Below are 23975 nucleotides of genomic sequence, written 5' to 3'. Positions count from 1 at the left end.
GAAAGCTCCACCATGTCACGCATCCCGTCCGAAGAGGCCGGCCGGCCGAAGCAGAAGCACGATCGCCATGATGACGAAGATCACGATGTTTGATGCTTCCGGATAGAACACCTTGGTCAGGCCCTCGGCGATGCCGAGCATGTAGCCGGTGAGGATCGCCCCCATGATCGAGCCCATGCCGCCGACCACCACCACCGCGAAGACGACGATGATGAGATTGGTGCCCATCAGCGGCGAGACCTGGTAGACCGGCGCGGCAAGCACGCCGGCGAAGGCGGCAAGGCCGGCGCCGAGCGCGTAGGTGAAGGTCAGGAGCAGCGGCACGTTGACGCCGAAGGCCTGCACCAGCACGGGGTTCTCCGTCGCCGCCCGCAGGTAGGAACCAAGCTTGGTCTTCTCGATCAAGAGCCAGGTGCCGAGGCAGGCGAGCAGCGAGACCACCACCACCCAGCCGCGGTAGTTCGGCAGGAACATGAAGCCGAGATTGGTGCCACCCGCAAGCAGCGGCGGCGCCGCATAGGGCTGGCCGGAGGCGCCGTAGAGATAGCGGAACGTGCCCTCGATGGTCAGCGCCAGGCCGAAGGTGAAGAGCAGCCCGTAGAGCGGGTCGAGATTGTAGAGCCGGCTCAGCATGGTCCGTTCGATCACCGCGCCGAAGAGGCCGACGACCAGAGGCGCGACGACCAGCGCTGCCCAGTAGCCGATGCCGAGATACTGCAGCAGCAGGTAGGCGACGAAGGCGCCGAGCATGTACTGCGCCCCGTGGGCGAAGTTGATGACCCGCAGCAGGCCGAAGATAACGGCCAGCCCGAGGCTCAGCAGCGCATAGAATGAGCCGTTGATGAGGCCGATGAGCAACTGCCCGAAGAGCGCCTGCATCGGAATTCCGAAAATCATGGTCATGGCGCGGTCAGACCCCCAGCACCTTGTGGAGCATCGGCATTTGGTTCGGCAGCTCCGCGACAGGGAAGTCCGCTACCATCTGGCCGTGGTCCATGAGATAGAAACGGTCGGCGATCTTGCTGGCGAAGCGAAAATTCTGCTCGACCAGCAACACGGTCATGCCGCGTTCCTTCAGTTTCTTCAAAACCTCGCCGATGCGCTGCACGATGACCGGGGCGAGGCCCTCGGTCGGCTCGTCGAGCAGCAGCATCTTGACGCCGGTGCGCAGGATGCGGGCCATCGCCAGCATCTGCTGCTCGCCGCCGGAGAGCTTGGTGCCCGGGCTGGTGCGGCGCTCGAGAAGGTTCGGGAACAACTCGTAGATCTCGTCGAGCGACATGCCGCCCCTGGCGACCACCGGCGGCAGCATGAGGTTTTCTTCCACCGTCAGGGTGGCGAAGATGCCGCGCTCCTCCGGCACGAAGCCGATGCCGGCATGCGCCGTCCTGTGCAGCGGCACGGTCATCATGTCGCGGCCGTCGAACAGGATCTGGCCCTTGCGCTCGCGCAGGATGCCGACGATCGTGCGCAGCGTCGTCGTCTTGCCGACGCCGTTGCGGCCGAGGATGGTGACCGTCTCGCCTTCGCCGACGGTCATGTCGACGCCGTGCAGGACGTGGCTCTCGCCATACCAGGTGTTGAGGTTCTTGACCTGAAGCATCGGTTTCATCTCAGGCCTCCTCCGTCCCCATGTAGGCGACGCGGACCTGCTCGTTCCGGCTGACGGTCGCGTAGTCGCCTTCGGCGAGGATCTCGCCGCGCTGCAGCACGGTGACGTGGTGGCAGATGTTGGCGACGACCTTGAGGTTGTGCTCGACCATCAGGATGGCGCGATCCTTCGCAAGATCGGTGATGAGATTGGCGATCACGCCGACGTCCTCCTGACCCATGCCGGCCATCGGCTCGTCGAGCAGCAGCACCTTGGGATCGAGCGCCAGCGTGGTGGCGATCTCGAGTGCGCGCTTGCGGCCGTAGGAAAGGTCGGCGGCAGTGTCGTTGCGCCATTTTTCCAGCCCGACCATCGCGATCAGTTCGTCGGCGCGCGCGTTCAGGCGGTTCAGCGACGACATCGGCCGCCAGAACTGGGTGGCCAGATTGTTGGGGCGCTGCAGCGCCACGCGCACGTTGTCGAGCACCGTCAGGTACGGGAACACCGCGGAGATCTGGAAGGAGCGGACCAGCCCCATGCGCGCCACCCTGTCCGGCGGCGTCCGGGTGATGTCGGTTCCGAGCAGGTTGATCGTGCCGTCCGTCGGCTGCAGGAATTTTGTAAGGAGATTGAACACGGTCGTCTTGCCTGCGCCGTTCGGCCCGATCAGGGCGTGGACGCGGGCATGATGGACGTCGAGGTCGACGTTCTTCACCGCGGTGAAGCCGCCGAAATCGCGGCGGAGGCCGCGGGCGGTCAAGACCACCCGCGGCTCCGGCTGCGCCTGTCGTTCAGACATCGCCATGGCTGTTTCCGGGACTTACTGCGTCACCAGATCGCAACCGCTCTTGGCAGGATCGATGAAGGCGTCCTTGCCCGGAATGGTTGCCAGCACCTTGAAGTAGTCCCAGGCGACATCGCTTTCGCCCGGCTTCTTCACTTCCAGAAGATACATGTCGTGGATCATACGGCCGTTCGCAGCGACCGTGCCGTTCTCGGCGAAGACGTCGCTGACCGGCATCTCGTGCAGCGCCTTCGAGACCGCGTCGGCATCGTCGGTGCCGGCCTTGTCGATCGCCTTCAGGTACTGGGTGACGGCCGAGTAGGTGCCGGCCTGCACCATGTTCGGCATGCGGCCGGTGCGCTCGAAGAAGCGCTTGCCGAACTTGGCCGACTCCTCGTTGCGGTTCCAGTAGAAGCCTTCCGTCAGCGTCAGGCCCTGTGCGGCTTCGACGCCGAGGCCGTGCACTTCGGCGAGCGTGAACAGAAGCGCGGCGAGGCGCTGGCCGCCGGCCACGATGCCGAATTCGGCCGCCTGCTTGATGGCGTTGGAGGTGTCGAGGCCGGCATTGGCGAGGCCGATCACCTTGGCGCCGGAGGACTGGGCCTGGAGCAGGAACGAAGAATAGTCGGTCGTTGCGAGCGGGTGGCGGACCGAACCCGCGACCGTGCCGCCGTTCTCCTTGACGAAGTTGGAGGTGTTCTCCTCGAGCGAATAGCCGAAGGCGTAGTCGGCCGTCAGGAAGAACCAGCTGTCGCCGCCCTGCTTGACGAGCGCGCCGCCGGTGCCGACGGCGAGCGAGTGGGTGTCGTAGGCCCAGTGGAAGCCGTAGGGGCTGCACTGCTTGCCGGTGAGCTCGGTCGTCGCCGCACCGGTGTTGATGGTGATCTTCTTCTTTTCCTTCGACAGCGCCTGCACCGCCAGTCCGACCGACGAGGAGGTCAGTTCCATGATGCTGTCGACCTGCTCGGTGTCGTACCACTGGCGGGCGATGTTGGAGGCGATGTCGGCCTTGTTCTGGTGGTCGGCGGTGACGACCTCGACCGGCGCGCCGGCAGCCTTGCCGCCGTAGTCCTCGACGGCCATCTTCGCGGCCTCGTAGGACCACTTGCCGCCGAAGTCGGCATAGACGCCCGACTGGTCGTTGAGAATGCCGATCTTGACCTTCCCGTCGGAAACGTCGGCGGCATAGGTCGCGGTGCTGGCGGCCAGCAGGATCGCCGTGGACGCAATGAGGCGGTTACGCATGTCTTTCTCCTCCCAGAGATAACAGAAGTGCAGATCTGTTCAAAAATTGGCCGATCCTCCCCAAGGTTGCGGCCATTCCTGCCAAGTTTCCCAAAAAGGGTGATTGACGCAAGGGCTGGGCCAAACTAATTCCAAACAGGGTCTGTTCATTTTTGAACAGAAGGAGCCTCGTGAGCACGAATCCGCACTTTACCTGGGACGACCTGATGTACTTCCTGGCCGTCGCCAGGACGGGGCAGCTGTCGACTGCAGCCCGGCATTTGCGGACGAGCCACGCCACGGTGTCGCGCCGCATCGACCGCCTCGAATTCGCGCTCCAGGTGAAGCTTTTCGAGCGCAATCCGCGCGGCTACGTGCTGACGGCAGTCGGCCAGCGGTTCATCGAGACGGCGGAGAAGATCGAGGCCGAGGCAGAACGGCTGCAGGCGGAGATCTCGGGGGGCGCCACGGCCCAACGCGGCGTCATCCGAATGAGTGCGCCGGAGGGTTTTGCGAATTTCTTCCTGACCCACCGGCTCGGCGACTTCGCCGCCGCCTATCCGAACCTGGCGCTGGAACTGGTGACGATCCAGCAGATCATGTCGCTGTCGCGCAAGGAGGCCGATCTTGCCGTGTCGCTCGACCCGCCGAAGGCCGGGCCGTACGATTGTGAGAAGATCGCCGACTACAGCCTGCACATCTACGGCTCGCGGCGCTATCTCGAACGGCATGGGCCGGTGCGCAGCCGCGACGAGCTGCTGCAGCACCCTTTCATCGGCTACATCGAGGACATGATCTTCGCGCCGGGCCTTGATTATCTCGGTGACGTACACCGCGGCATCAAGGCGCGCTTCCAAAGCTCCAGCATCTTCGCCCAGCTGACGGCAACGCGCAACGATCTCGGTCTCGGCATCCTGCCGCACTTCATCGCCAAGCAGTATCCGGAACTGGAGATCGTGCTCGCCGACGAGATCGAGCTGCGCCGCAGCTATTGGCTGGTCTGCCACCACGACCTGCGCAGCCTGCCCAGGGTGCGCATGGTGATCGATTTCCTGTTCGATACCGTCCGTTCGAATATGCCGAGCTTTCTGCGCGAGCTGGACGACAGGACGGTCAACATGCCGGCGGTCAACCAGTTGGAAAACGCCCAGCGGGGTCCCTAGGTCTTGGCGTCATCCCGTGCGGCCTCGGTGTCGGCGGCGATCGAGCCCGGAACGGTCGGGTCGCCCTCGGCGCGGTCACGGTGAAGTGCGGCCTGGGCGAGCAGCATGAGGGTGACCGGCGTCGTGACTGTCACGAATATGCCGACCAGCAGTTCGTGAAAAACCGGCCGCCCGCCGACGACGGAAAAGTAGATCATCGAGGCCATCACCACGCCGCCGGTTCCCCAACTGGTGCCGAGCGTCGGCGCATGCAGGCGCTGGTAGAAGCTCGGCAGGCGCGTGAAGCCAATCATGCCAATCAGTGCCAGCCCGGAGCCGAGCAGGAGAAAGGCCGAAACGGCGATGGCCGCCCACAGGGGCAGGTCCGCAGCATGGCTCATTCGATCACCTCGCCACGCATGAGGAACTTCGCCAGGGCCACCGTCGATACGAAGCCGAGCAGGCCGATGATCAATGCTGCCTCAAAATAGATCGTCCGCCCGCTGCCGATGCCGAACACCAGCAGCAGGAGCATTGAATTGAGGTAGAGGGCATCGAGTCCGAGTACGCGATCCTGCGCCCGGGGCCCGAACACCATGCGGAGCATGGCGAGCGCCATGGCGATCGAGAGCATCACCTGGGCGCAGGTCAGCGACCAGTAGAGGATCGTTGCGCTCATTCGAAGATCTCCCTCAACAGCCTTTCATAGCGGTTCTTGACGATGTCGATCCATTCGGTCTCGTCCATGACGTCGAGAATGTGCATCAGCAGCGTTCCCTCGGAAGAGTTGTATTCGATCCAGGCGGTACCGGGCGTGCTCGTGATGATCACCGCAAGTAGCGCCAGTCCGGTCGGATCCTTCAACTCGAGGGGGACCGCGAGAAACGCGGAGTGGTGCCCGGGCCGCCGGCCGGTGAGGATGAGCCGGACAACGGCGATGTTCGACTGGATGATGTCGTAGAGCACGATCACGAGCAGCCGCGCGAGAAGGTCCCAGCGGCGGATGCGCGGCTTGCTCGGCCGCAGGGCCGCCATCGACCAGGATGCGAAGACCGCGATGGCGCTGCCGAGGAGGAGATGGCCGACCGAGAAACTGTTGAGGATCAGCCACATCAACAGCAGCGACAGCGCCAGCAGCGGGTAGGGCAGAACGCTCATTGCTGGACCTCCGCGCTGGCGGGCCCGACCTGGCGGGCATTTCTCACGGCGTCGATATACTGGTGGGGTGCGCTCAGTGCGCGCGCCGTCGCGTCCATGTAGCGCATGGCCGGGCCGGCCTGCACCGTCAGGAGCAGGGTTGCCAGCAGCAGCAGCAGGACGGGCGCCACCTCGATCACGAGCACGCGGGGCTTGGTTCCTTCCATCGATGCCCAGAAGGTGCGGATGCCGGAGCGTGTCATCGCGATCAGCGCCGAAAGCCCCGACAGGATGATGAGGAAAACGACCAGCCACATGATGGCCGGCACGACGGCTGCGCTGCCGCTGCCGGTGGGCTCGAGCATGGCCGACAGCATGGCGAACTTGGCCACGAAGCCGGAGAGCGGCGGAAGCCCGGCGAGCAGGATGCCGCAGGCGGCAAAGCAGATGCCGAGCACCGCCATGGTGCCGGGCAGGGCCACGCCCTCACCGCCTTGCTCCGGTTCGTCCTCATCCGCATCGCCGTAGACTTCCATCGTCACGGCCAGCACGCTCGCGCCGGCGTCCTGTCCGCGCTCGACGAGTTCGATCAGCATGAAGAAGGCGCTGATCGTCAGCGTCGAGCTCGCAAGATAGAACAGCGCCCCGGTCGTGATCGCGCCGCTGCCGAGGCCGATGGCCATCAGCAACGTGCCGGAGGAGACCAGCACCGAGAAACCAGCGAGCCGGCCGAGTGCCTGCGAGGCGAGCACGCCGATGGCGCCGAAGGTGATCGTCGCCATGCCCCCAACCAGAAGCACCTGCAGTCCGAAGCCCGACGAGGTCGACGTGCCTTCGCCGAACACCAGCAGCGATAGCCGGAGCACGACGTAAATGCCGACCTTGGTCAGGATCGCGAAAATGCCGGCGACCGGCGCTGCGGCCGCGGTATATGCCGGCGGCAGCCAGAAGTTCAGCGGCCACATGCCGGCCTTGATCAGGAAGGCCACTCCGAGAATGCCGGCACCGGCTTCAAGTAGCATTCGCTTCTGGGGTTCGACGCTTGCCACGCGCTCGGCGAGGTCGGCCATGTTCAGGGTACCGGTGACGCCGTAGATGAGGCTGACGCCGATCAGAAAAAGCAGGGCGGCGGCGAGATTGACGGCGATGTAGTGCAATCCGGCCTTGACGCGCAAAAGCCCCGACCCGTGCAGCAGCAGGCCGTACGAGGCTGCCAGCAGCACCTCGAAGAAGACGAAGAGATTGAACAGGTCGCCCGTCAGGAACGCCCCGTTCAGCCCCATCAGCAGGAACTGGAACAGGCTATGGAAGTGCGAGCCGGCCGTGTGCCAGCGGGCAAGCGCGAAGATCAGCGCCGGCAACCCGAGGGTCGCCGTCAGGACCAGCATGAGTGCGGAAAGCCGGTCGACCACCAGCACGATGCCGAAGGGAGCGGCCCAGTTGCCGAGAAGATAGACGCCTTGACGGGCTGTTTCCGGACCGTCGATGCCGTCGGCAAAGCGGAAGAGCGCGACCGCAACGACGAGCAGGATGATGGTGGAGGCGAGGCCGATCATCGCCTTCTGGGACCGCCGGCGTTCGTCGATCAGCAGCAGCAGGGCTCCCGTGACCAGCGGAACCAGAATCGGGGCAATGATGAGATGCTGCCCGAAGCTCATTGCGACTGCTCCCGGCCGTCGACATGGTCCGTCCCGGTCAGCCCGCGCGCCGCGAGCAGCACGACGAGGAAGAGTGCGGTGGTGGCAAAGCCGATCACGATTGCGGTCAGCACCAGCGCCTGCGGAACCGGATCGGCCAGCGCGGCAGTCTTGGACCCGTCCGCCAGGATGGCGGGTGCGTTGACCTTCAGACCGCCGACCCCGAAGATGAAGAGGTTCACCGCATAGGAAAGAAGCGAGAGCCCGACGATGACCTGATAGGTGCGCGGCCGCAGGATCAGCCATACGCCCGATCCGGTCATGATGCCGATCCCAAGCGAAAGAACGAGTTCCATTATGTGTCCTCCGGCTTCGGCTCGGTCCTGATCCGGTAGGTGCGGATGGACTGGTGGGCGATCGCGATCAGGATCAGCACGGTTGCGCCGACGACGAGGCTGAACACGCCGAGGTCGAAGAGCAGGGCGGATGCGGTCGGGATCTTTCCGATCAGCGGCAGTTCCAGATATTGCGAGTGGGACGTGAGGAATGGATAGCCGAAGAACCAGGATCCCACGCCGGTCGCAACCGCGATGAGCAGCCCCAGTGCGATCCAGCGCAGCGGCAGGATCCGCAGGCGATCTTCCGCCCAGCGCGTGCCGCCGCCGAGATACTGCAGCAGGAAGGCGATCGCCATGGTGATGCCTCCTGCAAACCCGCCGCCCGGCAGGTCGTGGCCGCGCAGGAACAGGTAGATGGCGAAGGTGATGATCACCGGGAACATCCACTGCATGACGACCGAGGGGACCAGCAGGTAGTCCCTGACCGTGTCGCCCGGCTTGCGATCAGGCTGTGCCTTGTCGAAGGCATCCTGGAGCTCCTGCTGCTCGGTGGTCCCGATGCTTTCCGGCGCCGGCCGGAAACGGCGCAGCAGCGCAAAGACGGTGAGCGCGACGATGCCGAGCACGGTGATTTCACCCATCGTGTCGAAGCCGCGGAAGTCCACGAGAATGACATTGACCACGTTCTTGCCGCCGCCCTGCGTGTAGGCATTGTCGAGGAAGTAGTTGGCGATGGTGTCGGGCACCGGCTGCATCATCACCGCATAGGCGAGGATCGACATGCCGGCTCCGCAGATGACTGCGAGCGCGAAGTCGCGCAGGCGGCGCAGGCGGGCGGCGAGGGCGGTGCTCTCGTCGATCTTGCCGATACGCTTGGGCAGCCACCGCAATCCGAGCAGCAGCAGTACCGTCGTGACGATCTCGACCACCAGTTGGGTAATGGCGAGGTCCGGTGCCGACAGCCAGGCGAAGGTGATGCAGGTGACGACGCCGGACCCGCCGAGCAGCACCAGCGCGGCGACGCGATGATACTTGGCCAGAAGCGCGGCGCTGACCGCCGAAACCATGCCGATGACCCAGATCATCGCGAATGCCGGATCGACCTGCGCCAAGGGCGGGAGCTTCGCATCGAAGCCGGCGAGATAGAGCGGAACGGCGGCCGCAAGAAAACTGAACCCCGCGACGAGGCGCAACTGCGGCTGCAGCCGTCGGGTGCCGAGATTGGCTTCCACCCACCGCGCCCACTTCCACGACACGGTGACGAGGATGCGCTCGAAGATGCGCTGCCCGCGAAGATGCCGAAAGATCGGCGGTCCGTCCTCGCAATGGGAGAGGTATTTCTGCAGGGCGGAATAGAGGATCGTGCCGCCGACCATGGCGACCACGCTCATCAGGAGCGGGAGCGTCACCCCGTGCCAGACTGCCAGGCTGTATTGCGGCATGTCGGTGCCGAGCACCGAGACCACCGCGGTGCTGAGGAACGGACCGATAGACATGCTCGGCACGATGCCGACGATCAGGCAGGCCAGCACCAGGAACTCTACCGGAAAGCGCATCCACCGCGGCGGCTCGTGCGGGTGCGGATTGGGAATGTCGGACGGTGGCGGGCCGAAGAAGACCGTGTGGATGAAGCGGATCGAGTAGGTGACGCTGAAGGCGCCGTAGATCGTCGCGATGTAGGGCAGGGCGCGATCGAGGATCGAATCCGCATGGGTCTCGACGGCTTCGGCAAAGAACATCTCCTTCGACAGGAAGCCGTTCAAGAGCGGCACGCCTGCCATTGCGGCGCAGGCCACCATCGCCAGCGTCGCCGTGTGGGGCATGAAGCGGTAGAGCCCGCTCAGCTTCTGCATGTCGCGCGTACCGGTCTCGTGGTCGATGATGCCGGCCGCCATGAACAGCGACGCCTTGAACGTGGCATGGTTGACCATGTGGAAGATCGCCGCCACCGCTGCCAGCGGACTGCCGAGGCTGAGCAGCGTCACGATCAGCCCGAGGTGGCTGATCGTCGAATAGGCGAGCAGTCCCTTCAGGTCGCGCTGGAAGATCGCGAAATAGGCGCCGAGCACGAGCGAGGTGATGCCGGCAAGCCCCAGCAGCCAGAACCATTCGAAGGTCCCGGACAGCGTGGGCCAGAGGCGCGCCAGCAGGAACACACCGGCCTTCACCATCGTGGCGGAGTGCAGGTAGGCCGATACGGGCGTGGGCGCCGCCATGGCGTTGGGCAGCCAGAAATGGAACGGAAACTGTGCGCTCTTCGTCAGCGCGCCGATGAGGATCAGGATCAGCGTCGGAAGGTAGAGCGGATGGGCGCGCACCACGTCGCCTGCGGACAGGACCACGTCCAGGTCATAGCTGCCGGCGATGTGGCCGAGCAGGATCACGCCGACGAGGAGACAGAAGCCGCCGGTGCCGGTGATCGTCAGGGCCATGCGCGCGCCGTCGCGGGCATTGGCGTTGTGATACCAGTAGCCGATCAGCAGGAACGAGAAGATGCTGGTCAGTTCCCAGAAGATCGACAGCAGGATGAGGTTGCCGGACAGGACCACGCCCAGCATGGAACCCATGAAGGCCAGCAGGAACGCGAAGAAGCGCGGGATCGGATCTTCCGCGGAGATGTAGTAGCGGGCGTAGACGACGACGAGGAAGCCGATGACGGTCACCAGCATGGCAAACAGCCATGCAAAACCATCCATTCGCAGCGTGAAGTTGAGTCCGATCTCGGGGACCCACTGGACTTCGTGGCGGACGACTTTGCCGGCGGTGACCGAAGGATAATAAAGTGCCGTGAGGATCGTTGTCGCCAGTGCGACCAGGCCAGAGAGCCAGGCGGGCAAGGAACGGGCGGCCGTACGCCATAACAGGGCGGTTGCGATGCTACCGGCGAAGGGGAGAACTAACAGAAAAAACAACAATCTTTCAGGCATCAGCTAACATATCGCTTCGAATCGGAACCTCATTGTCACGTTGGGATTACATGTCTAGCGCAGACCGATGCCGGTTGCGCGCAGAATGTCATAAAATTATTGTTATCCGTCAGGGGCGGCCGTTGCAATTGCCTATGCATCGTGCCCCTGGCCACGCAGCTGATTTTTTGACACGCCCGCAAGGCGAATTGACAGCGACACGCGCAGACGCGCCGCACAGGCGGCGTCGTCTTCAAGTGTTGGTTGCAGGGCTTGCTCTGCGATCCCGGTTCGGTCGCGTATACCCTCGCTGAAGCAGGAGAGCGGGCGGAACGTCAGCGCGACAGCTTCATGTGGCGATTGACGTCCTTGTAGAGCAGGTAGCGGAACTTGCCGGGCCCGCCGGCATAGCAGGCCTGCGGGCAGAAGGCGCGCAGCCACATGAAATCGCCGGCCTCGACCTCGACCCAATCCTGGTTCAGCCGGTAGACGGCCTTGCCTTCCAGCACGTAGAGCCCGTGCTCCATGACATGGGTCTCGGCAAAGGGGATGATGGCACCGGGCTCGAAAGTGACGATCGTCACGTGCATGTCATGGCGCAGGTCGGCCGGATCGACGAAACGCGTCGTTGCCCATTTGCCGTCGGTGTGGGCCATCGGCGCCGGCACGATATCCTGCTCGTTGGTGAAGATCGGCTCCGGAACGTCGATGCCGTCGACCTTCTCATAGGCCTTGCGGATCCAGTGGAAGCGGGCGGCTTCCGCGCCATGGTTGCGCAGGCGCCAGCCGCTCGAAGGCGGCAGGAAGGCAAAGCCTCCGGGGCGCAGCACATGCAGTTGTCCACCAAGTTCGACGGTCACCTCGCCCTCCATGACGAAGAGCGCGCCTTCGGCACCCGGGTCCAGTTCCGGCCGGTCGCTGCCGCCGCCGGGGCCGACCTCCATGATGTACTGGGAGAAGGTCTCGGCGAAGCCGGACAGTGGCCGCGAGAGCACCCACAGACGGGTTTCGCTCCAGAACGGCAGGTAGCTCGTGACGATGTCCATCATCACGCCCTTCGGGATGACGGCATAGGCCTCGGTGAACACGGCCCGGCCGGTCAGCAGTTCCGTCTGCGCCGGCGCGCCGCCCCGGGGTGCAAAATAAGTTCGTTCGGCCACGCTGGTTCCTCCGCCATGATTCCCTAGTTCGCCGATCGATAGCGCATGTCGCCGCAAAAAACAGCAGTGCAACGATGCCGGATGATTGGCGCGCCCGAGCGTCCCCATTCGAACTGGGCTGTCCGCTAGGATGCACACCGCCCGTCCAGAAAATAGCGGGGGAGACGCCATTCCCCTGAAAATTTTGAAAGTCTCGAAGGATCGGCGTGGTACACAAGGGTAATCAGTTTTAAGATACTGAAGGATACACGCATAGGATCTGGAGGAGATCGTTCATATGCAGTCTGGGGCAAGAGGCGACGGTCGTCTGACGACGCATGTGCTGGATACCGCGCTTGGCAAGCCGGCCGACGGGCTTCGTATCGATCTTTTCCGGATAGACGGCGATCGTGCCGAGCAGATCGGCTCGACCCGGACCAATGAAGACGGCCGCTGCGACGCGCCGTTGCTTGCGGGCGAAGCGATGAAGGCCGGCACCTACGAACTGCGCTTCCATGCCGGCGACTATCTCGGCCGCAAGACGGATGGCGTGCCGTTCCTCGACGTCGTCCCGATCCGCTTCGGCATCGCCGACGCGTCCGCCCACTACCACGTGCCGCTGCTGCTTTCGCCCTTCGGCTACTCCACCTACCGCGGGAGCTGAGCATGGCAGCCGAAATCCGCAATACGATCCGCTTCCTGCTGAACCATGAATTCGTCGAACTGTCGGACGTCTCCCCGGTCCAGACCCTGCTCGATTTCCTCCGCCTCGACCGCAGGCTGCGCGGCACGAAGGAAGGCTGCGCCGAAGGCGACTGCGGCGCCTGCACGGTGCTGGTCGGACACCTGGCCGACGGGCAGCTGAAATACGAAACCGTAAACGCCTGCATCCGCTTCGTCGGCTCCCTCGACGGCTGCCATGTGGTGACGGTGGAAGCGCTCGCAGCACCCGGCGGGCCGCTGCATCCGGTCCAGCAGGCGATGGTCGACACCCACGCCTCGCAATGCGGCTTCTGCACTCCGGGCTTCGTCATGTCGCTCTATGGACTGTGGATGGAAAATCCGCGGCCGACCGTCGAGGCGATCGAGAGGGCGCTGCAGGGCAATCTCTGTCGCTGCACCGGCTATGCCCCGATCATCCGCGCCGCGGAAGTCGTTTCGACGATCGGCGAGGTCGGCAAGGATCCGCTGGTCGCGGAGCGGGAGGCGATCGGACGCAAGCTGCAGGCTCTGAAGGACGGCAAGAGGGTCGTCGTCGGCGAAGGCGGGGAGCGGTCTGTGCTGCCCGCCTCGGTCGACGACCTTGCAGCCGTCTACGAGGCCGAGCCGGATGCGCGTCTCGTCGCCGGCGCCACCGATGTCGGTCTGTGGGTGACCAAGTTCATGCGCGACATCGCGCCGGTCATCCATCTGGGCCATCTCGACGAACTGCGCCGCATCTCGGTCGACGCGGCGGGCGTCACCCTCGGCGCCGGTGTCAGCTACACCGAGGCTTATCCGGCCATCGTCGAACACTTTCCGCAGCTTGCCGAGCTATGGAATCGCATTGGCGGCGAGCAGGTGCGCAACATGGGTACGGTCGGCGGCAACATCGCCAACGGCTCGCCGATCGGCGACACCCCGCCGCCGCTGATCGCGCTCGGCGCGTCGGTGACGCTGCGCAAGGGCGGCAACCGCCGTTCTCTGCCGCTCGAAAATTTCTTCATCGATTACGGCAAGCAGGACCGGCAACCCGGCGAATTCGTCGAGAGTGTCCGCATCCCCTTCCTCGCCGCCAACGCGCGGTTCGCCGTGTACAAGATCACCAAGCGGCTGGACGAGGACATCTCCGCCGTCTGCGGGGCGTTCCGGATCGACCTCGATGTTGGCGGCCGCGTCGCCGACGTTGTTATCGCCTATGGCGGCATGGCGGGCACCCCGAAGCGGGCAACTCATGCCGAGGCGGCACTGAAGGGCAGGGCTTGGGACGAGGTTTCCATCGAGGCCGCGGCCGCTGCGATGGCGACAGACTATACGCCGCTGACCGACTGGCGCGCCTCGGCGGCCTATCGCCTGCTGGTGGCGCAGAACCTCTTGCGCCGCTTCCACCTGGAGACGACGGGCACGGAAACGGTGCGACTTGACCGCAAGGTCGGAATGGCGGTCTGAGGAGACAGGTCATGAATGTGATGCAACCCATCGACCGAATCCGCGGCGGCGTACACGAAAAGGAGCGCCACGAATCCGGCCACAAGCACGTGACCGGCAGCGCCGAATACATCGACGACATGCCCGAGCCCGCCGGCACGCTGCACGCCTATCTCGGCCTGTCGCAGCGGGCGCATGCGGAGATCGTCTCGATCGACTTTTCCGAGGCTTCCTCAAGCCCCGGCGTCGTCGGAATCCTCACGGCTGAGGACATTCCCGGCGAGAACGACATCAGCCCGGTGCACCGGCACGACGATCCGGTCTTCGCCGCCGGCAAGGTCGAGTTCCACGGGCAGCCGATTTTCGCCGTCGTCGCCGGCACGCGCGAGGCGGCGCGGCGCGCTGCGGCACGGGTGAAGGTCGAATACCGGGACCTGCCGCACGCCATCGACGTGCTCGAGGCGGCGGAGGCGGATTACCCGCTGGTGTTCGATCCGCTGAAGCTGGAGCGGGGGGACATCGAGACAGGTTTCGCCAAGGCCCGGAACGTCATCGAAGGCGAGATGCGGATCGGCGGGCAGGACCACTTCTACCTGGAAGGCCAGATCGCGCTCGCAATCCCCGGCGAGGACGACGAGATCGTCGTCCACTCCTCGACCCAGCATCCGAGCGAGACGCAGCACATGGTCGGGCAGGTGCTGGGCGTCGCCGCGCATGCCGTGACCGTCAATGTGCGCCGCATGGGCGGCGGCTTCGGCGGCAAGGAGACGCAGGCCAACCTGTTCGCCGCGGTTGCAGCCATTGCCGCGAAGAAATACGGCCGCGCGGTCAAAATTCGCCCCGACCGCGACGACGACATGACGGCGACCGGCAAGCGCCACGATTTCCATGTCGGCTATCGGATCGGCTTCGACGACGAGGGGCGCATCGAGGCGATCGATGCGACCTATTCCGCCCGCTGCGGCTTCTCCGCAGACCTGTCCGGCCCGGTCACCGACCGGGCGCTGTTCCATGCCGACAACTGCTATTTCTTTCCGCATGTGCGGCTACGCTCGAAGCCATTGAAGACCAACACCGTCTCGAATACCGCCTTCCGCGGCTTCGGCGGGCCGCAGGGCATGGTCGGCGGCGAGCGGATGATCGAGGAGATCGGCTACGCGCTGGGCAAGGATCCGCTTGAGATCCGCAAGGCCAACTTCTATGGCGACGAGGGGCGCAATCTGACGCCGTATCACCAGAGGGTCGAGGACAACATCATCGGCCGCATCGTCGAGGAACTGGAGACCTCCGCCGACTATGCCGCCCGCCGCAAGGCGGTGCTGGCCTTCAACCGCGACAGCCGCATCGTCAAGCGCGGCATCACGCTGACGCCGGTGAAATTCGGCATCTCCTTCACCAAGACCGAGTACAATCAGGCTGGCGCGCTGGTGCATGTCTACGCGGACGGCTCGATCCAACTCAATCACGGCGGCACCGAGATGGGGCAGGGGCTCTACACGAAGGTCGCGCAGGTGGTGGCCGACGCGTTCCAGGTCGACCTTGACCGTATCCGTGTCACCGCCACCTCCACCAGCAAAGTCCCCAATACCTCCGCCACCGCCGCCTCGTCCGGCTCGGACCTCAACGGCATGGCGGCGGCCGACGCGGCGCGGCAGATCAAGGCGCGGCTCATCAGGTTCGCGGCGGAGTGCTACGGTGTTGCGGAGAGCGATGTGGTGTTCGAGCCGAACGTCGTTCGCGTCGGCGCCGAGCGCATGGCATTTTCCGCCTTCATCAAGGCGGCCTATGGCGCGCGCGTTCAGCTTTCGGCCGCCGGTTTCTACAAGACGCCGAAGATCCATTGGGATCGTGCCGAAGGCCGCGGCCGGCCGTTCTTCTACTATGCCTATGGTGCCTCCTGCTCCGAGGTGAGCGTCGACACGCTGACAGGCGAATACCAGGTCGACCGCACCGACATCCTGCACGACGTCGGCCGCTCCCTGAACCCGGCGATCGACATCGGCCAGGTCGAGGGCGGATTCGTGCAGGGCATGGGATGGCTGACGACGGAAGAGTTGTGGTGGGACGACAAGGGGCGGCTTCGCACCCATGCGCCCTCCACCTACAAGATCCCGCTCGCCTCCGATCGCCCCCGCATCTTCAACGTCAAGCTGGCCGAGTGGTCGGTGAACCGCGAGGAGACGATCGGCCGCTCCAAGGCCGTTGGCGAACCGCCTCTGATGCTGGCCATTTCCGTGCTGGAGGCGATCTCCATGGCGGCGGCGAGCGTTGCGGATTATCGCATCTGCCCGCGCATCGATGCCCCGGCCACGCCCGAGCGCGTGCTGATGGCGATCGAGCGCCTGCGCGCCGCTGCAAGGAAGGAATGAGGCCATGGCCGCCCGCGCGACCCTGCGGGACTTCCTGCACGAGGAGCCGGAATGCGTGCTCGTCGAGGTCACGGGTGCGGATGGCTCCACCCCGCGCGATACCGATGCGTGGATGCTGGTGTCGACGCGCCGCACCTTCGGCACGATCGGCGGCGGTCAACTCGAATACATGGCGATCGACCATGCCCGCCTCGCCCTGCAGCAGGGGCAGCCGGCGGATCCGATGACGATCCCGCTCGGGCCGGAGATCGGCCAGTGCTGTGGCGGCCGCGTCCGGCTTGCGTTCACGGCCCTGACGCCGGGCCTGGCCGATCGGCTGGTCGACCGCGACAACGTGGAAACTGCGGCACGTCCGAATGCCTACATTTTCGGCGCCGGCCATGTCGGCGACGCGCTGGCCACGGCGCTGTCGCTGGCGCCGGTCCACACCGTGCTGGTCGATACGCGTGAGGCGGAGCTTGCGGCTTGCCGCGCTGCCGGCATCGAGACATGCCTGACCGCGGTGCCGGAAGCGATCGTCCGCGACGCCCCGCCCGGCAGCGCGTTCGTCATCCTGACGCACGATCACGCCCTCGATTTCCTGATCGCCGCCGAGGCGCTGCGCCGCGACGACGCGGCTTACGTCGGCATGATCGGTTCGAAGACCAAGCGGGCGACCTTCAAGAACTGGCTGTCGCGCGAAATCGGCCGCCCGGAGTTGTTGCCCCGTCTCGTCTGCCCGATCGGGGGGAGCGTGGTGAAGGACAAGCGGCCCGCCGTGATCGCCACCCTTGCGGCTGCGGAAATTTTGACGGCGGTGCTGGCCCCGAGAGCCCCGGCGGAGGTGCCAGCAGGGCGGGACAAGACCGCCAGCGTCAGCCCCACGGGTTGATGCAACTGAGGCCGAAGGCCTCGAAATCGGCAGTATTCCGGGTCACGATGGCAAGCCCGTGGGCGAGGGCGGTCGCGGCGATCATGCCATCGGCGGACGGGCGCCTGTTGGGTATCGGCAACTTGCCGGCGATCGACGCGGCGACCAGGTCGAAAGGCAATATTCGGGCTTCAAAGTTCGGCAGGACAATCTCGTTCAGCCAGCGCTCTAGGTCCACCGCGAATAGCGGATCGCGCCCGCGCTCGCGTTGGATGCCGAACTCAATTTCCATGATCGTGATGCTCGAGAGGTGCGCATCGTCGAGATCGAACGTGCTCATGAACGTTCGAAATGACTGAGTTTGCCGCTCCGGGCGACGTGCGGCGGAAACGACGTTCGTGTCGAGCAGAAACGCCATCAGAGTTCGACGTCACGCCTGTCGAAATCGAGACGCTCAGGCTCGAATTCGGCATCGCTATCCGGCGACGGATCGCGCAGTGCATCAAGCAGGCTTTTCGATTTACGCCAGTTGGCCTCGAAGTCGCTGTAGCGAACGAGAACATAGCTCGCCTCACCGTGCTCGGTGATGACGAGCGGGCGCTCGTTCGCTTCCTTCTTGGCCCTGCTCGGGTTCTGGTTGAAGGAAGCGCTGGTCATGAATGAGAACTTCATCGGCGGCACCGAAAATAGTACATTAAGTGAAAAATATACTAGAACATGGCAGCCGGCAAGGTCCGCTAGTCCAGCATCTTGCCGATCAGCTGCTGGCAGCGTTCCGCCATGAAATCGATCATCAGTCGCACCTTGGGGTCCTGGAAGCGCTTGTGCGGATAGATCGCGGCGAGTTGGATGCCGGGCGGCGGCGTCTCCTTCAAAATCACCGCAAGCCTGCCCTCGTTGATGTACTGCTTCACCTCGAACAGCGGCTTGTTGACGATGCCGCGGCCTTCGAGGGCCCATTCGGTCAGGACATCGCCGTCGTCGGAATCAAAGGGTCCGGCGATTTCGAATTTTCGCAGTCCCCGCGGTGTCTGCAGCATCCAAAAATATTCCTTCGAGCCGGGATAGCGCAGCAGCAGGCAGTCGTGCCGATCGTCGATCAGAGCCTCCGGTGTTGCGGGGATGCCGCGTCTCTCCAGATAGGAAGGAGCCGCGCAGAGCACCCGCTCGCAATTGAGAATGCCGCGCATGCGCAGGTTCGAATCCTCTAGGACACCGAGCCTGAAGGCGATATCGACACCCTCGCTGAGGAGATCGACATTGCGGTCCGTCAGCCGGAGCCGCACCTCGATCGCCGGATACTGGTCGTGGAATTCCGGAATACCCGGCGCGATCAGCCGCCGGCCGAGGCCGAGCGGCGCGGTGATCCGGAGCGATCCCTTCGGATTGCCGGACAGGTCGGCGATGGCGCTCTCGGCCTCGTTGACCGCCTCGATGATCTTGACCGCGCCCTGGTAGAAGACGTGACCGTGCTCGGTCGGCGAGAGCTTGCGGGTGGTGCGGTTGAACAGCCGTACGCCGAGATGCCGCTCCAGTTCCTTGATGCGGTTGCTGGCGACGGCCGGCGTCACCCGCTGGTCGCGGCCGGCGGCGGAGAGCGTTCCGAGTTCGACCACCCGAACGAAGACGCGCACATTGTCGAGATAGGACATGGGCCCCCTCATGTCACAGCAGATTGCCGACGAACCGCGCGGGATATTATATATTTTTTTGAAAGTGTTGAGGGTTATCCATCGCAGATCGGGGTAATCGTTCGGTGAACCCCCCGCGCCAGTGATAAGACCAAGTGGCCCGGCCGTCCGCCGGCCGCATGTGGTCGCCGCGCTCCCCTGAGGCGGATCGTCTTTTCAGTTGCGCGCACTTTCCACCCCGGTTGGAAACGGTCGCCAACCGGCGCGAACGTGACGGCCTTCAATCTGTCCGCCGCCGCGAAGCTAGCTCGGCAGCTTGGACGCGAGCACGTCCAGCTTGCGGATCTGCGGCCGACTGGCAAAGAGCTCGTCGGCCTTGCCCATCAGCGCTGCGGCGACCTTGCCGGAAAGATGCGCGTCCCGGGAGGCTTCGTCGTCGAAGGCGTCGAAGATCGCAAAGGAGGAAGGGCCCGTCTGGATCGCGAACCACGCGACCGTCCCGGCTTCGGCTTCGACCAGGGGCAGCGCAGAGCGCAGGAAATCGGCGACTTCCTGCTCCTTGCCGGGTCTGGCTTCCAGGGGAACATACAGCGCAAGTTTCGTCATCACGACCTCCCGTTATCAGTTGGCGGCGAAGCAGTAGAACAGGCCGTCCCCACCGGTGCTTGCAAGCGCCTGCAGTGAGCATCCGCCGCGCGTCGCATGCGAGGAGTTCCAGGACTTCGCCGCGGCCGAATCGTCCAGCCCGGTTCGGTCGCTATGGCCGACGATCGCGGCGCCTTCCGCTCCGCCCATTGTCCAGTTGCCGCAGGTTTCGGGCGCCGCGGTGCCGTCGGGCTTCGAGCCGGTGAGCATGTCGTGGCGGTTCGGCGTGTCGCCGCGACCGTTGATGACCTCGCCCCTTTCGTTGAGCGCCGTCTGTTTGGTCAGGTTGTTGGCGTCACTGTGCAGGGAGGCGACGTCGTCGGCGATCTTCTCGCCCTTCACGTTGTACCACGGGCCCTTGCCGATCCGGTCCCTGGCGTTCTCGGTGTCGGTGGAAAGGTAGGCCCTCCAGGTCTTGCCCGTGCCGCCCGCGGCGGTCGCGAGCTTGTTGCAATAGGCGTCGGCCCCTGCCAGGCCGCCGAGATCGCCTCCCTTGCCCGGATTGACGCTCGTGACGAAGAAACTCATCGACGTGTCCTGAGCATTGGCCCCGGCGATCGAACAGGCGAGGGCGGCCGCTGCAACTGCAAACCGGAGTATCATGGTTTCTCTCCTCGTCGCGGATGGAGGGGAAAAACTATTGTGAGAGGCCGCCGGAGTAAAATCGAATTCGCGTGATGGACTGCTTGTCAGCAGGCATGCTACCGCTGCCTGCGTGCTCCATTCTGTGGCTGCGGCACGCGGTTGCCCGCGTCGCAATTTCGGTGGATTGTACCCGAATTGCCGCCCTACGGCACCGATGTGAACACAGGAATGCCGGAATTGCGCTGTGACTGTCGCGGGCCCGAAAAGGCGGCCGCGCACGGAGTTGGGCACGACCCCAGCTGGGGCTTGAGGCGGAGGGCCGCAGCTTATAGGAAAAGAGCGGGGCCAACGTCGGACTTGCCGGAGACGGGTGAAACAGTGATCGATCCCTATGACATTCTCGGTGTGGCGCGTGACGCCAACACGGCGGCCATCAAGGCCGCCTACCGGCGCCGCGCCAAGACGGCCCATCCGGACTCCGGCGGCGACGTCGATACCTTCGGCCGGCTGAAGGTCGCCTATGAGCTGCTGCTCGATCCGGTGCGGCGAAAGGTGTTCGACGACACCGGCTATGATCCCCAGTTGGCCGACACCAAGGATCTCAAGGGCCTGATGGTGCTGGAGAAGCTCATCAACGAGGTCATCCTCGACGAGCGCGAGCCCGGCAGCTTCGACCCGATCGCCTCGATCCGCCGCAAGCTGACGAACGAGATCGTCAACGCGCGGTTCCACATCATGGAGATGGAACGCCACCGCGCCCGCATCCGCAACCACATGGACCGGGTCGGCAAGCGCCCGAATACGGACGTCTTCGGCAGCATGCTGCGGGCTCGCAGCGAGGCGATCGCCGAGGCGATCGCGAAGGCGGAGGCGCAGATCAAGGACATCGAGCAGGCTTACGGGATGCTCGACGGCTATTCCTACGACGTCGAGGTCGAGACCGAAACCCGCAACGCCGCCGAGTAGGGGTGACGTCGACGGGGCCTACATGTCCTCGTCGGTGGAGCACTCGTAGAGCTCCTCGCCGGTTTCGGCGTCGAGGCCGATCAGGCTGACGTCATAGCCCCAGAGGTGGCGGATGTGGCGCAGCGTGGCGTCGCGGCTTGCCTCCTCAAGCATAACGCCGTTCTTGACATTGTGCTGCAGCCGCAACTGGCGATCCCCGAGAAGGTCCACGTCGATCACCTGGATGTCCTGCTGGTTGGCGCCGACGTCGTAGCTGCGGGCGAGTGCGGCGCGCACGGCCTGATAGCCGCGCTCGTTGTGGATGGACGCGACTTCCAGGTAGTTGTCGCCGGCACTGTCGGTCAGCAGGAACAGCCGGAATTTTCGGATCAGCGTCGGACTCAGGTACTGCAGGATGAAGGACTCGTCGCGATGGTTCGCCCAGGCGTCGAGCAGCGTCGAGCGCCAGTCGCCATTGCCGGCAATCTCGGGAAACCAGTCGCGATCCTCCGCCGTCGGCTCCGTGCAGATCCGCTGGATGTCCTGCATCATCGCAAAACCGAGCGCATAGGGGTTCATGCCGGAATAGCGCGGATCGTCGAAGCCGGGCTGGAACACGACGTTGGAATGGCTTTGCAGGATCTCCAGCATCGCCCCCTCGCTGATGCGGTCCTTGTCAAACAGCCGGTTCATGATGGTGTAATGGACGAAGGTCGCGCATCCCTCGTTCATCACCTTCGTCTGCCGCTGCGGATAGAAGTACTGCGCGATCACGCGCACGATCCTCAGCAGTTCCCGTTGCCACGGCTCCAGGATCAGGCTGGTCTTCTCGAGGAAGTAGAGCAGGTTTTCCTCGGGCAGGTTCAGTGCCTTCTTGCGCTCGCGTGCGTCGCGCTCCGCCTCCGCCCGATTGTGATGCGCCGTCGTCCGCGGCAGGGTCCGCCACAGATCGTTGAAGGTCTGTTCCTCGTACTCCAGCCGCTCGCGTGCCCGCTCCCGCTCCCTTTCGGAGGACAGGCGCGGCGGCCGGCGATATCGGAAGACGCCTTGGTCCATGATTGCATGCGCCGAATCAAGGATCGCCTCGACGGCGGCCGTCCCGTGCCGCTCCTCGCATTTGGCGATGTATTTCTTGGCGAACTCCATGTAGCTCAGGATGGCGCTCGCATCGGTCCATTGCCGGAAGAGATAGTTGTTCTTGAAAAAATGGTTGTGCCCGAAGGCGGCATGGGCGGTCACCAGCGCCTGCATTGCCATCGTGTTCTCTTCCATCAGGTAGACGATGCAGGGGTTAGAATTGATCACCAGCTCGTAGGCGAGGCCGCGCCGGCCCTTGCGGTAGAGGTGGTCTTCGAAGACGAAGCGCTTGCCGAACGACCAGTGCTGGTACATCAGCGGCATGCCGACCGAGGAATAGGCGTCCAGCATCTGCTCCGAGGAGATGATCTCCATCTGGTTCGGATAGACATCGAGCTTGAGCTCGCCGAGCGCGATCGCCTCGATGGCGTCATAGGTGCGCGAGAGCGTATCGAAGTTCCAGTCGGAACTCTGGAACAGGAGTTGCCCGGCGCCCTTCGTCATCGTGCTCTGCCCTCTCACTTGCGTAGCTGGCGGGATTGGGACTGTCTGGCGAAGAGCTTGCGGAAGACGGGATAGATGTCAGCCGGCTTGGCGATTCGGGTCATCTGGAAATTTGGCCATTCGCCGTCGATGGTGCGGTAGGCTCGCCAGAGCGAGGTGCCGTTGTCGGTGCGGGCAAAGATCTCGCTTTCCCGCTCGTCGATGATTTCGACATAGGCGTAATACTGGCAGAGCTGCATCACCCGGCTCAGGAGCCTGACGCAGCGTTCCGAATCGCCGGAGATGTTGTCGCCGTCCGAGGCCTGGGCGGCATAGATGTTCCAGTCGCTGGGGGGATAGCGCTCCTCGATCACCTGCAACATTTCGGCCAGAGCCGTGGAGACCATCGTGCCGCCGCTCTGGGTGCTGTAGAAGAAGGTCTCCTCGTCCACCTCCCGCGCCTCGTCGGTGTGGCGGATGAAGACGATCTCGATGCGTTCGTAGCGCCGCTTGAGGAACAGGTGCAGCAGCACGAAGAAGCGCTTGGCGAGGTCCTTCTCGCGCTCCCCCATCGAGGCGGAGACGTCCATGAGGCAGAACATCACCGCACTCGCGTTCGGAAGCGGCTGCTGCTCGAAGCGGTTGAAGCGGATGTCGACGGTATCGATGAACGGAACCCGCCGGCGGCGCCGCTCCAGCCGGTCCAGTTCCGCCTTCAGCATTGCGATACGTTCCGACGCCTGGCGACCGGGCTTCTTCTCCAGTTCGGCGAGCTCCTCAAGCAAGGCATCGATCTCGGACTGCTTCGGGCGTCGCAGCGCGATGCGCCGGCCCTGGCTGTTGCGCATCGTCCGGCCGATGTTGATGTTGGTCGGAGAGCCGGTGATGGCGAACCCGGCGCGCCGCGGCTTGAAGGTCATCGTTTCCTTCAGCGACAGCTTGACCATGTCGGGAAGCTCGAGGTCTTCGAAGAACAGGTCCAGCACCTCGGCGCGGGACAGCACGAACTGGAAGTCGTCCTCATCTTCGCCGGTGCCGGCGCCGGCTTTGCCGCCGCCACCGCCGCCTTGCGGCTTGCGCAGCCGGTCACCCGGCATGAATTCGCGATTTCCCGGCAGAACCCGCTCCCGGTCGCCGGTATCGGCGGCGGGCTGGAAGGTCGGTTCGCTGACACCGCGGGTGGGCATGGAAACTTTCTGCCCAACCCCGACATCGGCGATCCCGACCGATTTCACCTGCTCCTTGACTGCCCGCTTCAGCTCCTCCCGCGCCCTGCGCAGGAAACGCTGCCGGTTTCCGATGCTCTTGTCTTTCGGGTTCAGGCGCCGGTCGATGAAATTCGCCATGTAGCCCCCTCGGAGCGCC

At 64.5% G+C, this 23975-nt stretch carries 24 protein-coding genes; 6 read left to right on the top strand and 18 right to left on the bottom strand.

The window, feature by feature from the left end; genetic code table 11:
* Positions 1–15 precede the first annotated feature (15 nt).
* From C7449_RS19130 to C7449_RS19115, 4 genes are read right to left on the bottom strand one after another with little or no spacing between them, the layout of a single operon-like run.
* Positions 16–903, bottom strand: a complete 888-nt coding sequence (locus tag C7449_RS19130) for a branched-chain amino acid ABC transporter permease (protein WP_108004516.1) — start codon at positions 901–903, stop codon at positions 16–18.
* A 7-nt stretch (positions 904–910) separates the two neighbouring features.
* Complete coding sequence (locus tag C7449_RS19125; protein ID WP_108004515.1) at positions 911–1612, bottom strand: ABC transporter ATP-binding protein; 702 nt, start codon at positions 1610–1612, stop codon at positions 911–913.
* A 1-nt stretch (position 1613) separates the two neighbouring features.
* Positions 1614–2396 carry an ABC transporter ATP-binding protein gene (locus tag C7449_RS19120; RefSeq protein ID WP_108004514.1) on the bottom strand — a complete coding sequence of 261 codons (783 nt, stop codon included), beginning with the start codon at positions 2394–2396 and terminating at the stop codon, positions 1614–1616.
* A 15-nt stretch (positions 2397–2411) separates the two neighbouring features.
* Positions 2412–3620 (bottom strand): ABC transporter substrate-binding protein, encoded by a 1209-nt coding sequence (locus tag C7449_RS19115; protein WP_108004513.1) that lies wholly within the window; start codon positions 3618–3620, stop codon positions 2412–2414.
* Positions 3621–3826: 206 nt separating this feature from the next.
* Between C7449_RS19115 and C7449_RS19110 the strand changes: the two genes are divergently transcribed.
* Positions 3827–4762: a LysR family transcriptional regulator gene (locus C7449_RS19110; protein ID WP_210204761.1), complete on the top strand. Its 936-nt coding sequence runs from the start codon at positions 3827–3829 to the stop codon at positions 4760–4762.
* On the opposite strand, the gene mnhG is transcribed toward C7449_RS19110, so the two are convergent.
* From mnhG to C7449_RS19075, 7 genes are all read right to left on the bottom strand, one after another.
* Entirely contained in the window at positions 4759–5142 is a 384-nt protein-coding gene (gene mnhG / locus C7449_RS19105) for a monovalent cation/H(+) antiporter subunit G (RefSeq protein WP_108004511.1), read from the bottom strand. The two genes, C7449_RS19110 and mnhG, sit on opposite strands and share 4 nt — an antisense overlap.
* Positions 5139–5420, bottom strand: a complete 282-nt coding sequence (locus tag C7449_RS19100) for a K+/H+ antiporter subunit F (RefSeq protein ID WP_108004510.1) — start codon at positions 5418–5420, stop codon at positions 5139–5141. The genes mnhG and C7449_RS19100 overlap by 4 nt, the downstream gene beginning before the upstream one ends.
* Positions 5417–5899: a Na+/H+ antiporter subunit E gene (locus tag C7449_RS19095; RefSeq protein ID WP_108004509.1), complete on the bottom strand. Its 483-nt coding sequence runs from the start codon at positions 5897–5899 to the stop codon at positions 5417–5419. Before C7449_RS19095 ends, C7449_RS19100 begins: the two co-directional genes overlap by 4 nt.
* On the bottom strand, positions 5896–7536 hold the full coding sequence (locus C7449_RS19090) for a monovalent cation/H+ antiporter subunit D (protein WP_108004508.1): 1641 nt from the start codon (positions 7534–7536) through the stop codon (positions 5896–5898). The genes C7449_RS19095 and C7449_RS19090 overlap by 4 nt, the downstream gene beginning before the upstream one ends.
* Complete coding sequence (locus C7449_RS19085) at positions 7533–7871, bottom strand: Na+/H+ antiporter subunit C (protein WP_108004507.1); 339 nt, start codon at positions 7869–7871, stop codon at positions 7533–7535. Before C7449_RS19085 ends, C7449_RS19090 begins: the two co-directional genes overlap by 4 nt.
* Positions 7871–10780, bottom strand: a complete 2910-nt coding sequence (locus C7449_RS19080; RefSeq protein WP_108004506.1) for a monovalent cation/H+ antiporter subunit A — start codon at positions 10778–10780, stop codon at positions 7871–7873. Before C7449_RS19080 ends, C7449_RS19085 begins: the two co-directional genes overlap by 1 nt.
* 314 nt (positions 10781–11094) lie before the next feature.
* Positions 11095–11919, bottom strand: coding sequence for a bifunctional allantoicase/(S)-ureidoglycine aminohydrolase (locus tag C7449_RS19075; RefSeq protein WP_245414450.1), 825 nt, complete (start codon positions 11917–11919; stop codon positions 11095–11097).
* Positions 11920–12196: 277 nt separating this feature from the next.
* Here C7449_RS19075 and uraH point away from each other — a divergent pair, with 277 nt between their 5' ends.
* Genes uraH through xdhC form a run of 4 tightly spaced genes read left to right on the top strand, consistent with a single transcriptional unit; the run spans position 12197 to position 17265 of the window.
* Complete coding sequence (gene uraH, locus C7449_RS19070) at positions 12197–12562, top strand: hydroxyisourate hydrolase (protein ID WP_108004504.1); 366 nt, start codon at positions 12197–12199, stop codon at positions 12560–12562.
* Between the two features lie 2 nt (positions 12563–12564).
* The gene (gene xdhA / locus C7449_RS19065; RefSeq protein ID WP_108004503.1) at positions 12565–14046 is read left to right on the top strand and encodes a xanthine dehydrogenase small subunit; all 1482 of its coding nucleotides are present in this window, start codon (positions 12565–12567) and stop codon (positions 14044–14046) included.
* Between the two features lie 11 nt (positions 14047–14057).
* The gene (gene xdhB / locus C7449_RS19060; RefSeq protein ID WP_108004502.1) at positions 14058–16394 is read left to right on the top strand and encodes a xanthine dehydrogenase molybdopterin binding subunit; all 2337 of its coding nucleotides are present in this window, start codon (positions 14058–14060) and stop codon (positions 16392–16394) included.
* Positions 16395–16398: 4 nt separating this feature from the next.
* On the top strand, positions 16399–17265 hold the full coding sequence (gene xdhC / locus C7449_RS19055; protein WP_108004501.1) for a xanthine dehydrogenase accessory protein XdhC: 867 nt from the start codon (positions 16399–16401) through the stop codon (positions 17263–17265).
* On the opposite strand, the gene C7449_RS19050 is transcribed toward xdhC, so the two are convergent.
* The 5 genes from C7449_RS19050 to C7449_RS19030 all read right to left on the bottom strand — a co-directional run bounded on the left by C7449_RS19050 (position 17249) and on the right by C7449_RS19030 (position 20123).
* Positions 17249–17662: a type II toxin-antitoxin system VapC family toxin gene (locus C7449_RS19050; RefSeq protein ID WP_108004500.1), complete on the bottom strand. Its 414-nt coding sequence runs from the start codon at positions 17660–17662 to the stop codon at positions 17249–17251. The two genes, xdhC and C7449_RS19050, sit on opposite strands and share 17 nt — an antisense overlap.
* On the bottom strand, positions 17662–17901 hold the full coding sequence (locus tag C7449_RS19045) for a type II toxin-antitoxin system Phd/YefM family antitoxin (protein ID WP_245414449.1): 240 nt from the start codon (positions 17899–17901) through the stop codon (positions 17662–17664). Before C7449_RS19045 ends, C7449_RS19050 begins: the two co-directional genes overlap by 1 nt.
* An 80-nt stretch (positions 17902–17981) precedes the next feature.
* Positions 17982–18896: a LysR family transcriptional regulator gene (locus tag C7449_RS19040; RefSeq protein ID WP_108004498.1), complete on the bottom strand. Its 915-nt coding sequence runs from the start codon at positions 18894–18896 to the stop codon at positions 17982–17984.
* A gap of 282 nt (positions 18897–19178) precedes the next feature.
* Positions 19179–19481, bottom strand: coding sequence for a putative quinol monooxygenase (locus C7449_RS19035; RefSeq protein ID WP_108004497.1), 303 nt, complete (start codon positions 19479–19481; stop codon positions 19179–19181).
* Positions 19482–19496: 15 nt separating this feature from the next.
* Positions 19497–20123: a hypothetical protein gene (locus C7449_RS19030; protein WP_108004496.1), complete on the bottom strand. Its 627-nt coding sequence runs from the start codon at positions 20121–20123 to the stop codon at positions 19497–19499.
* A 360-nt stretch (positions 20124–20483) separates the two neighbouring features.
* Between C7449_RS19030 and C7449_RS19025 the strand changes: the two genes are divergently transcribed.
* Complete coding sequence (locus tag C7449_RS19025) at positions 20484–21071, top strand: J domain-containing protein (protein WP_170115950.1); 588 nt, start codon at positions 20484–20486, stop codon at positions 21069–21071.
* A gap of 18 nt (positions 21072–21089) precedes the next feature.
* Here C7449_RS19025 and C7449_RS19020 read toward each other — a convergent pair whose 3' ends face one another.
* Together C7449_RS19020 and C7449_RS19015 are read right to left on the bottom strand one after the other, a co-directional pair.
* The gene (locus tag C7449_RS19020) at positions 21090–22631 is read right to left on the bottom strand and encodes a SpoVR family protein (RefSeq protein WP_108004494.1); all 1542 of its coding nucleotides are present in this window, start codon (positions 22629–22631) and stop codon (positions 21090–21092) included.
* A 14-nt stretch (positions 22632–22645) separates the two neighbouring features.
* The gene (locus tag C7449_RS19015) at positions 22646–23956 is read right to left on the bottom strand and encodes a YeaH/YhbH family protein (RefSeq protein ID WP_108004493.1); all 1311 of its coding nucleotides are present in this window, start codon (positions 23954–23956) and stop codon (positions 22646–22648) included.
* Positions 23957–23975 lie beyond the last annotated feature (19 nt).

It is taken from the genome of Mycoplana dimorpha, from assembly GCF_003046475.1.
GTDB lineage: Bacteria > Pseudomonadota > Alphaproteobacteria > Rhizobiales > Rhizobiaceae > Mycoplana > Mycoplana dimorpha.
Note: the sequence above shows the minus strand (reverse complement) of the source record. Positions and strands in the feature narration are given on the sequence as shown.

Excerpts from the sequence above, each read along its gene's own strand:
- C7449_RS19130 (WP_108004516.1), bottom strand. The coding sequence starts at position 903 with ATGACCATGATTTTCGGAATTCCGATGCAGGCGCTCTTCGGGCAGTTG.
- C7449_RS19125 (WP_108004515.1), bottom strand. The coding sequence starts at position 1,612 with ATGAAACCGATGCTTCAGGTCAAGAACCTCAACACCTGGTATGGCGAG.
- C7449_RS19120 (WP_108004514.1), bottom strand. The coding sequence starts at position 2,396 with ATGGCGATGTCTGAACGACAGGCGCAGCCGGAGCCGCGGGTGGTCTTG.
- C7449_RS19115 (WP_108004513.1), bottom strand. The coding sequence starts at position 3,620 with ATGCGTAACCGCCTCATTGCGTCCACGGCGATCCTGCTGGCCGCCAGC.
- C7449_RS19110 (WP_210204761.1), top strand. The coding sequence starts at position 3,827 with ATGTACTTCCTGGCCGTCGCCAGGACGGGGCAGCTGTCGACTGCAGCC.
- mnhG (WP_108004511.1), bottom strand. The coding sequence starts at position 5,142 with ATGAGCCATGCTGCGGACCTGCCCCTGTGGGCGGCCATCGCCGTTTCG.
- C7449_RS19100 (WP_108004510.1), bottom strand. The coding sequence starts at position 5,420 with ATGAGCGCAACGATCCTCTACTGGTCGCTGACCTGCGCCCAGGTGATG.
- C7449_RS19095 (WP_108004509.1), bottom strand. The coding sequence starts at position 5,899 with ATGAGCGTTCTGCCCTACCCGCTGCTGGCGCTGTCGCTGCTGTTGATG.
- C7449_RS19090 (WP_108004508.1), bottom strand. The coding sequence starts at position 7,536 with ATGAGCTTCGGGCAGCATCTCATCATTGCCCCGATTCTGGTTCCGCTG.
- C7449_RS19085 (WP_108004507.1), bottom strand. The coding sequence starts at position 7,871 with ATGGAACTCGTTCTTTCGCTTGGGATCGGCATCATGACCGGATCGGGC.
- C7449_RS19080 (WP_108004506.1), bottom strand. The coding sequence starts at position 10,780 with ATGCCTGAAAGATTGTTGTTTTTTCTGTTAGTTCTCCCCTTCGCCGGT.
- uraH (WP_108004504.1), top strand. The coding sequence starts at position 12,197 with ATGCAGTCTGGGGCAAGAGGCGACGGTCGTCTGACGACGCATGTGCTG.
- xdhA (WP_108004503.1), top strand. The coding sequence starts at position 12,565 with ATGGCAGCCGAAATCCGCAATACGATCCGCTTCCTGCTGAACCATGAA.
- xdhB (WP_108004502.1), top strand. The coding sequence starts at position 14,058 with ATGAATGTGATGCAACCCATCGACCGAATCCGCGGCGGCGTACACGAA.
- xdhC (WP_108004501.1), top strand. The coding sequence starts at position 16,399 with ATGGCCGCCCGCGCGACCCTGCGGGACTTCCTGCACGAGGAGCCGGAA.
- C7449_RS19050 (WP_108004500.1), bottom strand. The coding sequence starts at position 17,662 with ATGGCGTTTCTGCTCGACACGAACGTCGTTTCCGCCGCACGTCGCCCG.
- C7449_RS19045 (WP_245414449.1), bottom strand. The coding sequence starts at position 17,901 with ATGACCAGCGCTTCCTTCAACCAGAACCCGAGCAGGGCCAAGAAGGAA.
- C7449_RS19040 (WP_108004498.1), bottom strand. The coding sequence starts at position 18,896 with ATGTCCTATCTCGACAATGTGCGCGTCTTCGTTCGGGTGGTCGAACTC.
- C7449_RS19035 (WP_108004497.1), bottom strand. The coding sequence starts at position 19,481 with ATGACGAAACTTGCGCTGTATGTTCCCCTGGAAGCCAGACCCGGCAAG.
- C7449_RS19030 (WP_108004496.1), bottom strand. The coding sequence starts at position 20,123 with ATGATACTCCGGTTTGCAGTTGCAGCGGCCGCCCTCGCCTGTTCGATC.
- C7449_RS19020 (WP_108004494.1), bottom strand. The coding sequence starts at position 22,631 with ATGACGAAGGGCGCCGGGCAACTCCTGTTCCAGAGTTCCGACTGGAAC.
- C7449_RS19015 (WP_108004493.1), bottom strand. The coding sequence starts at position 23,956 with ATGGCGAATTTCATCGACCGGCGCCTGAACCCGAAAGACAAGAGCATC.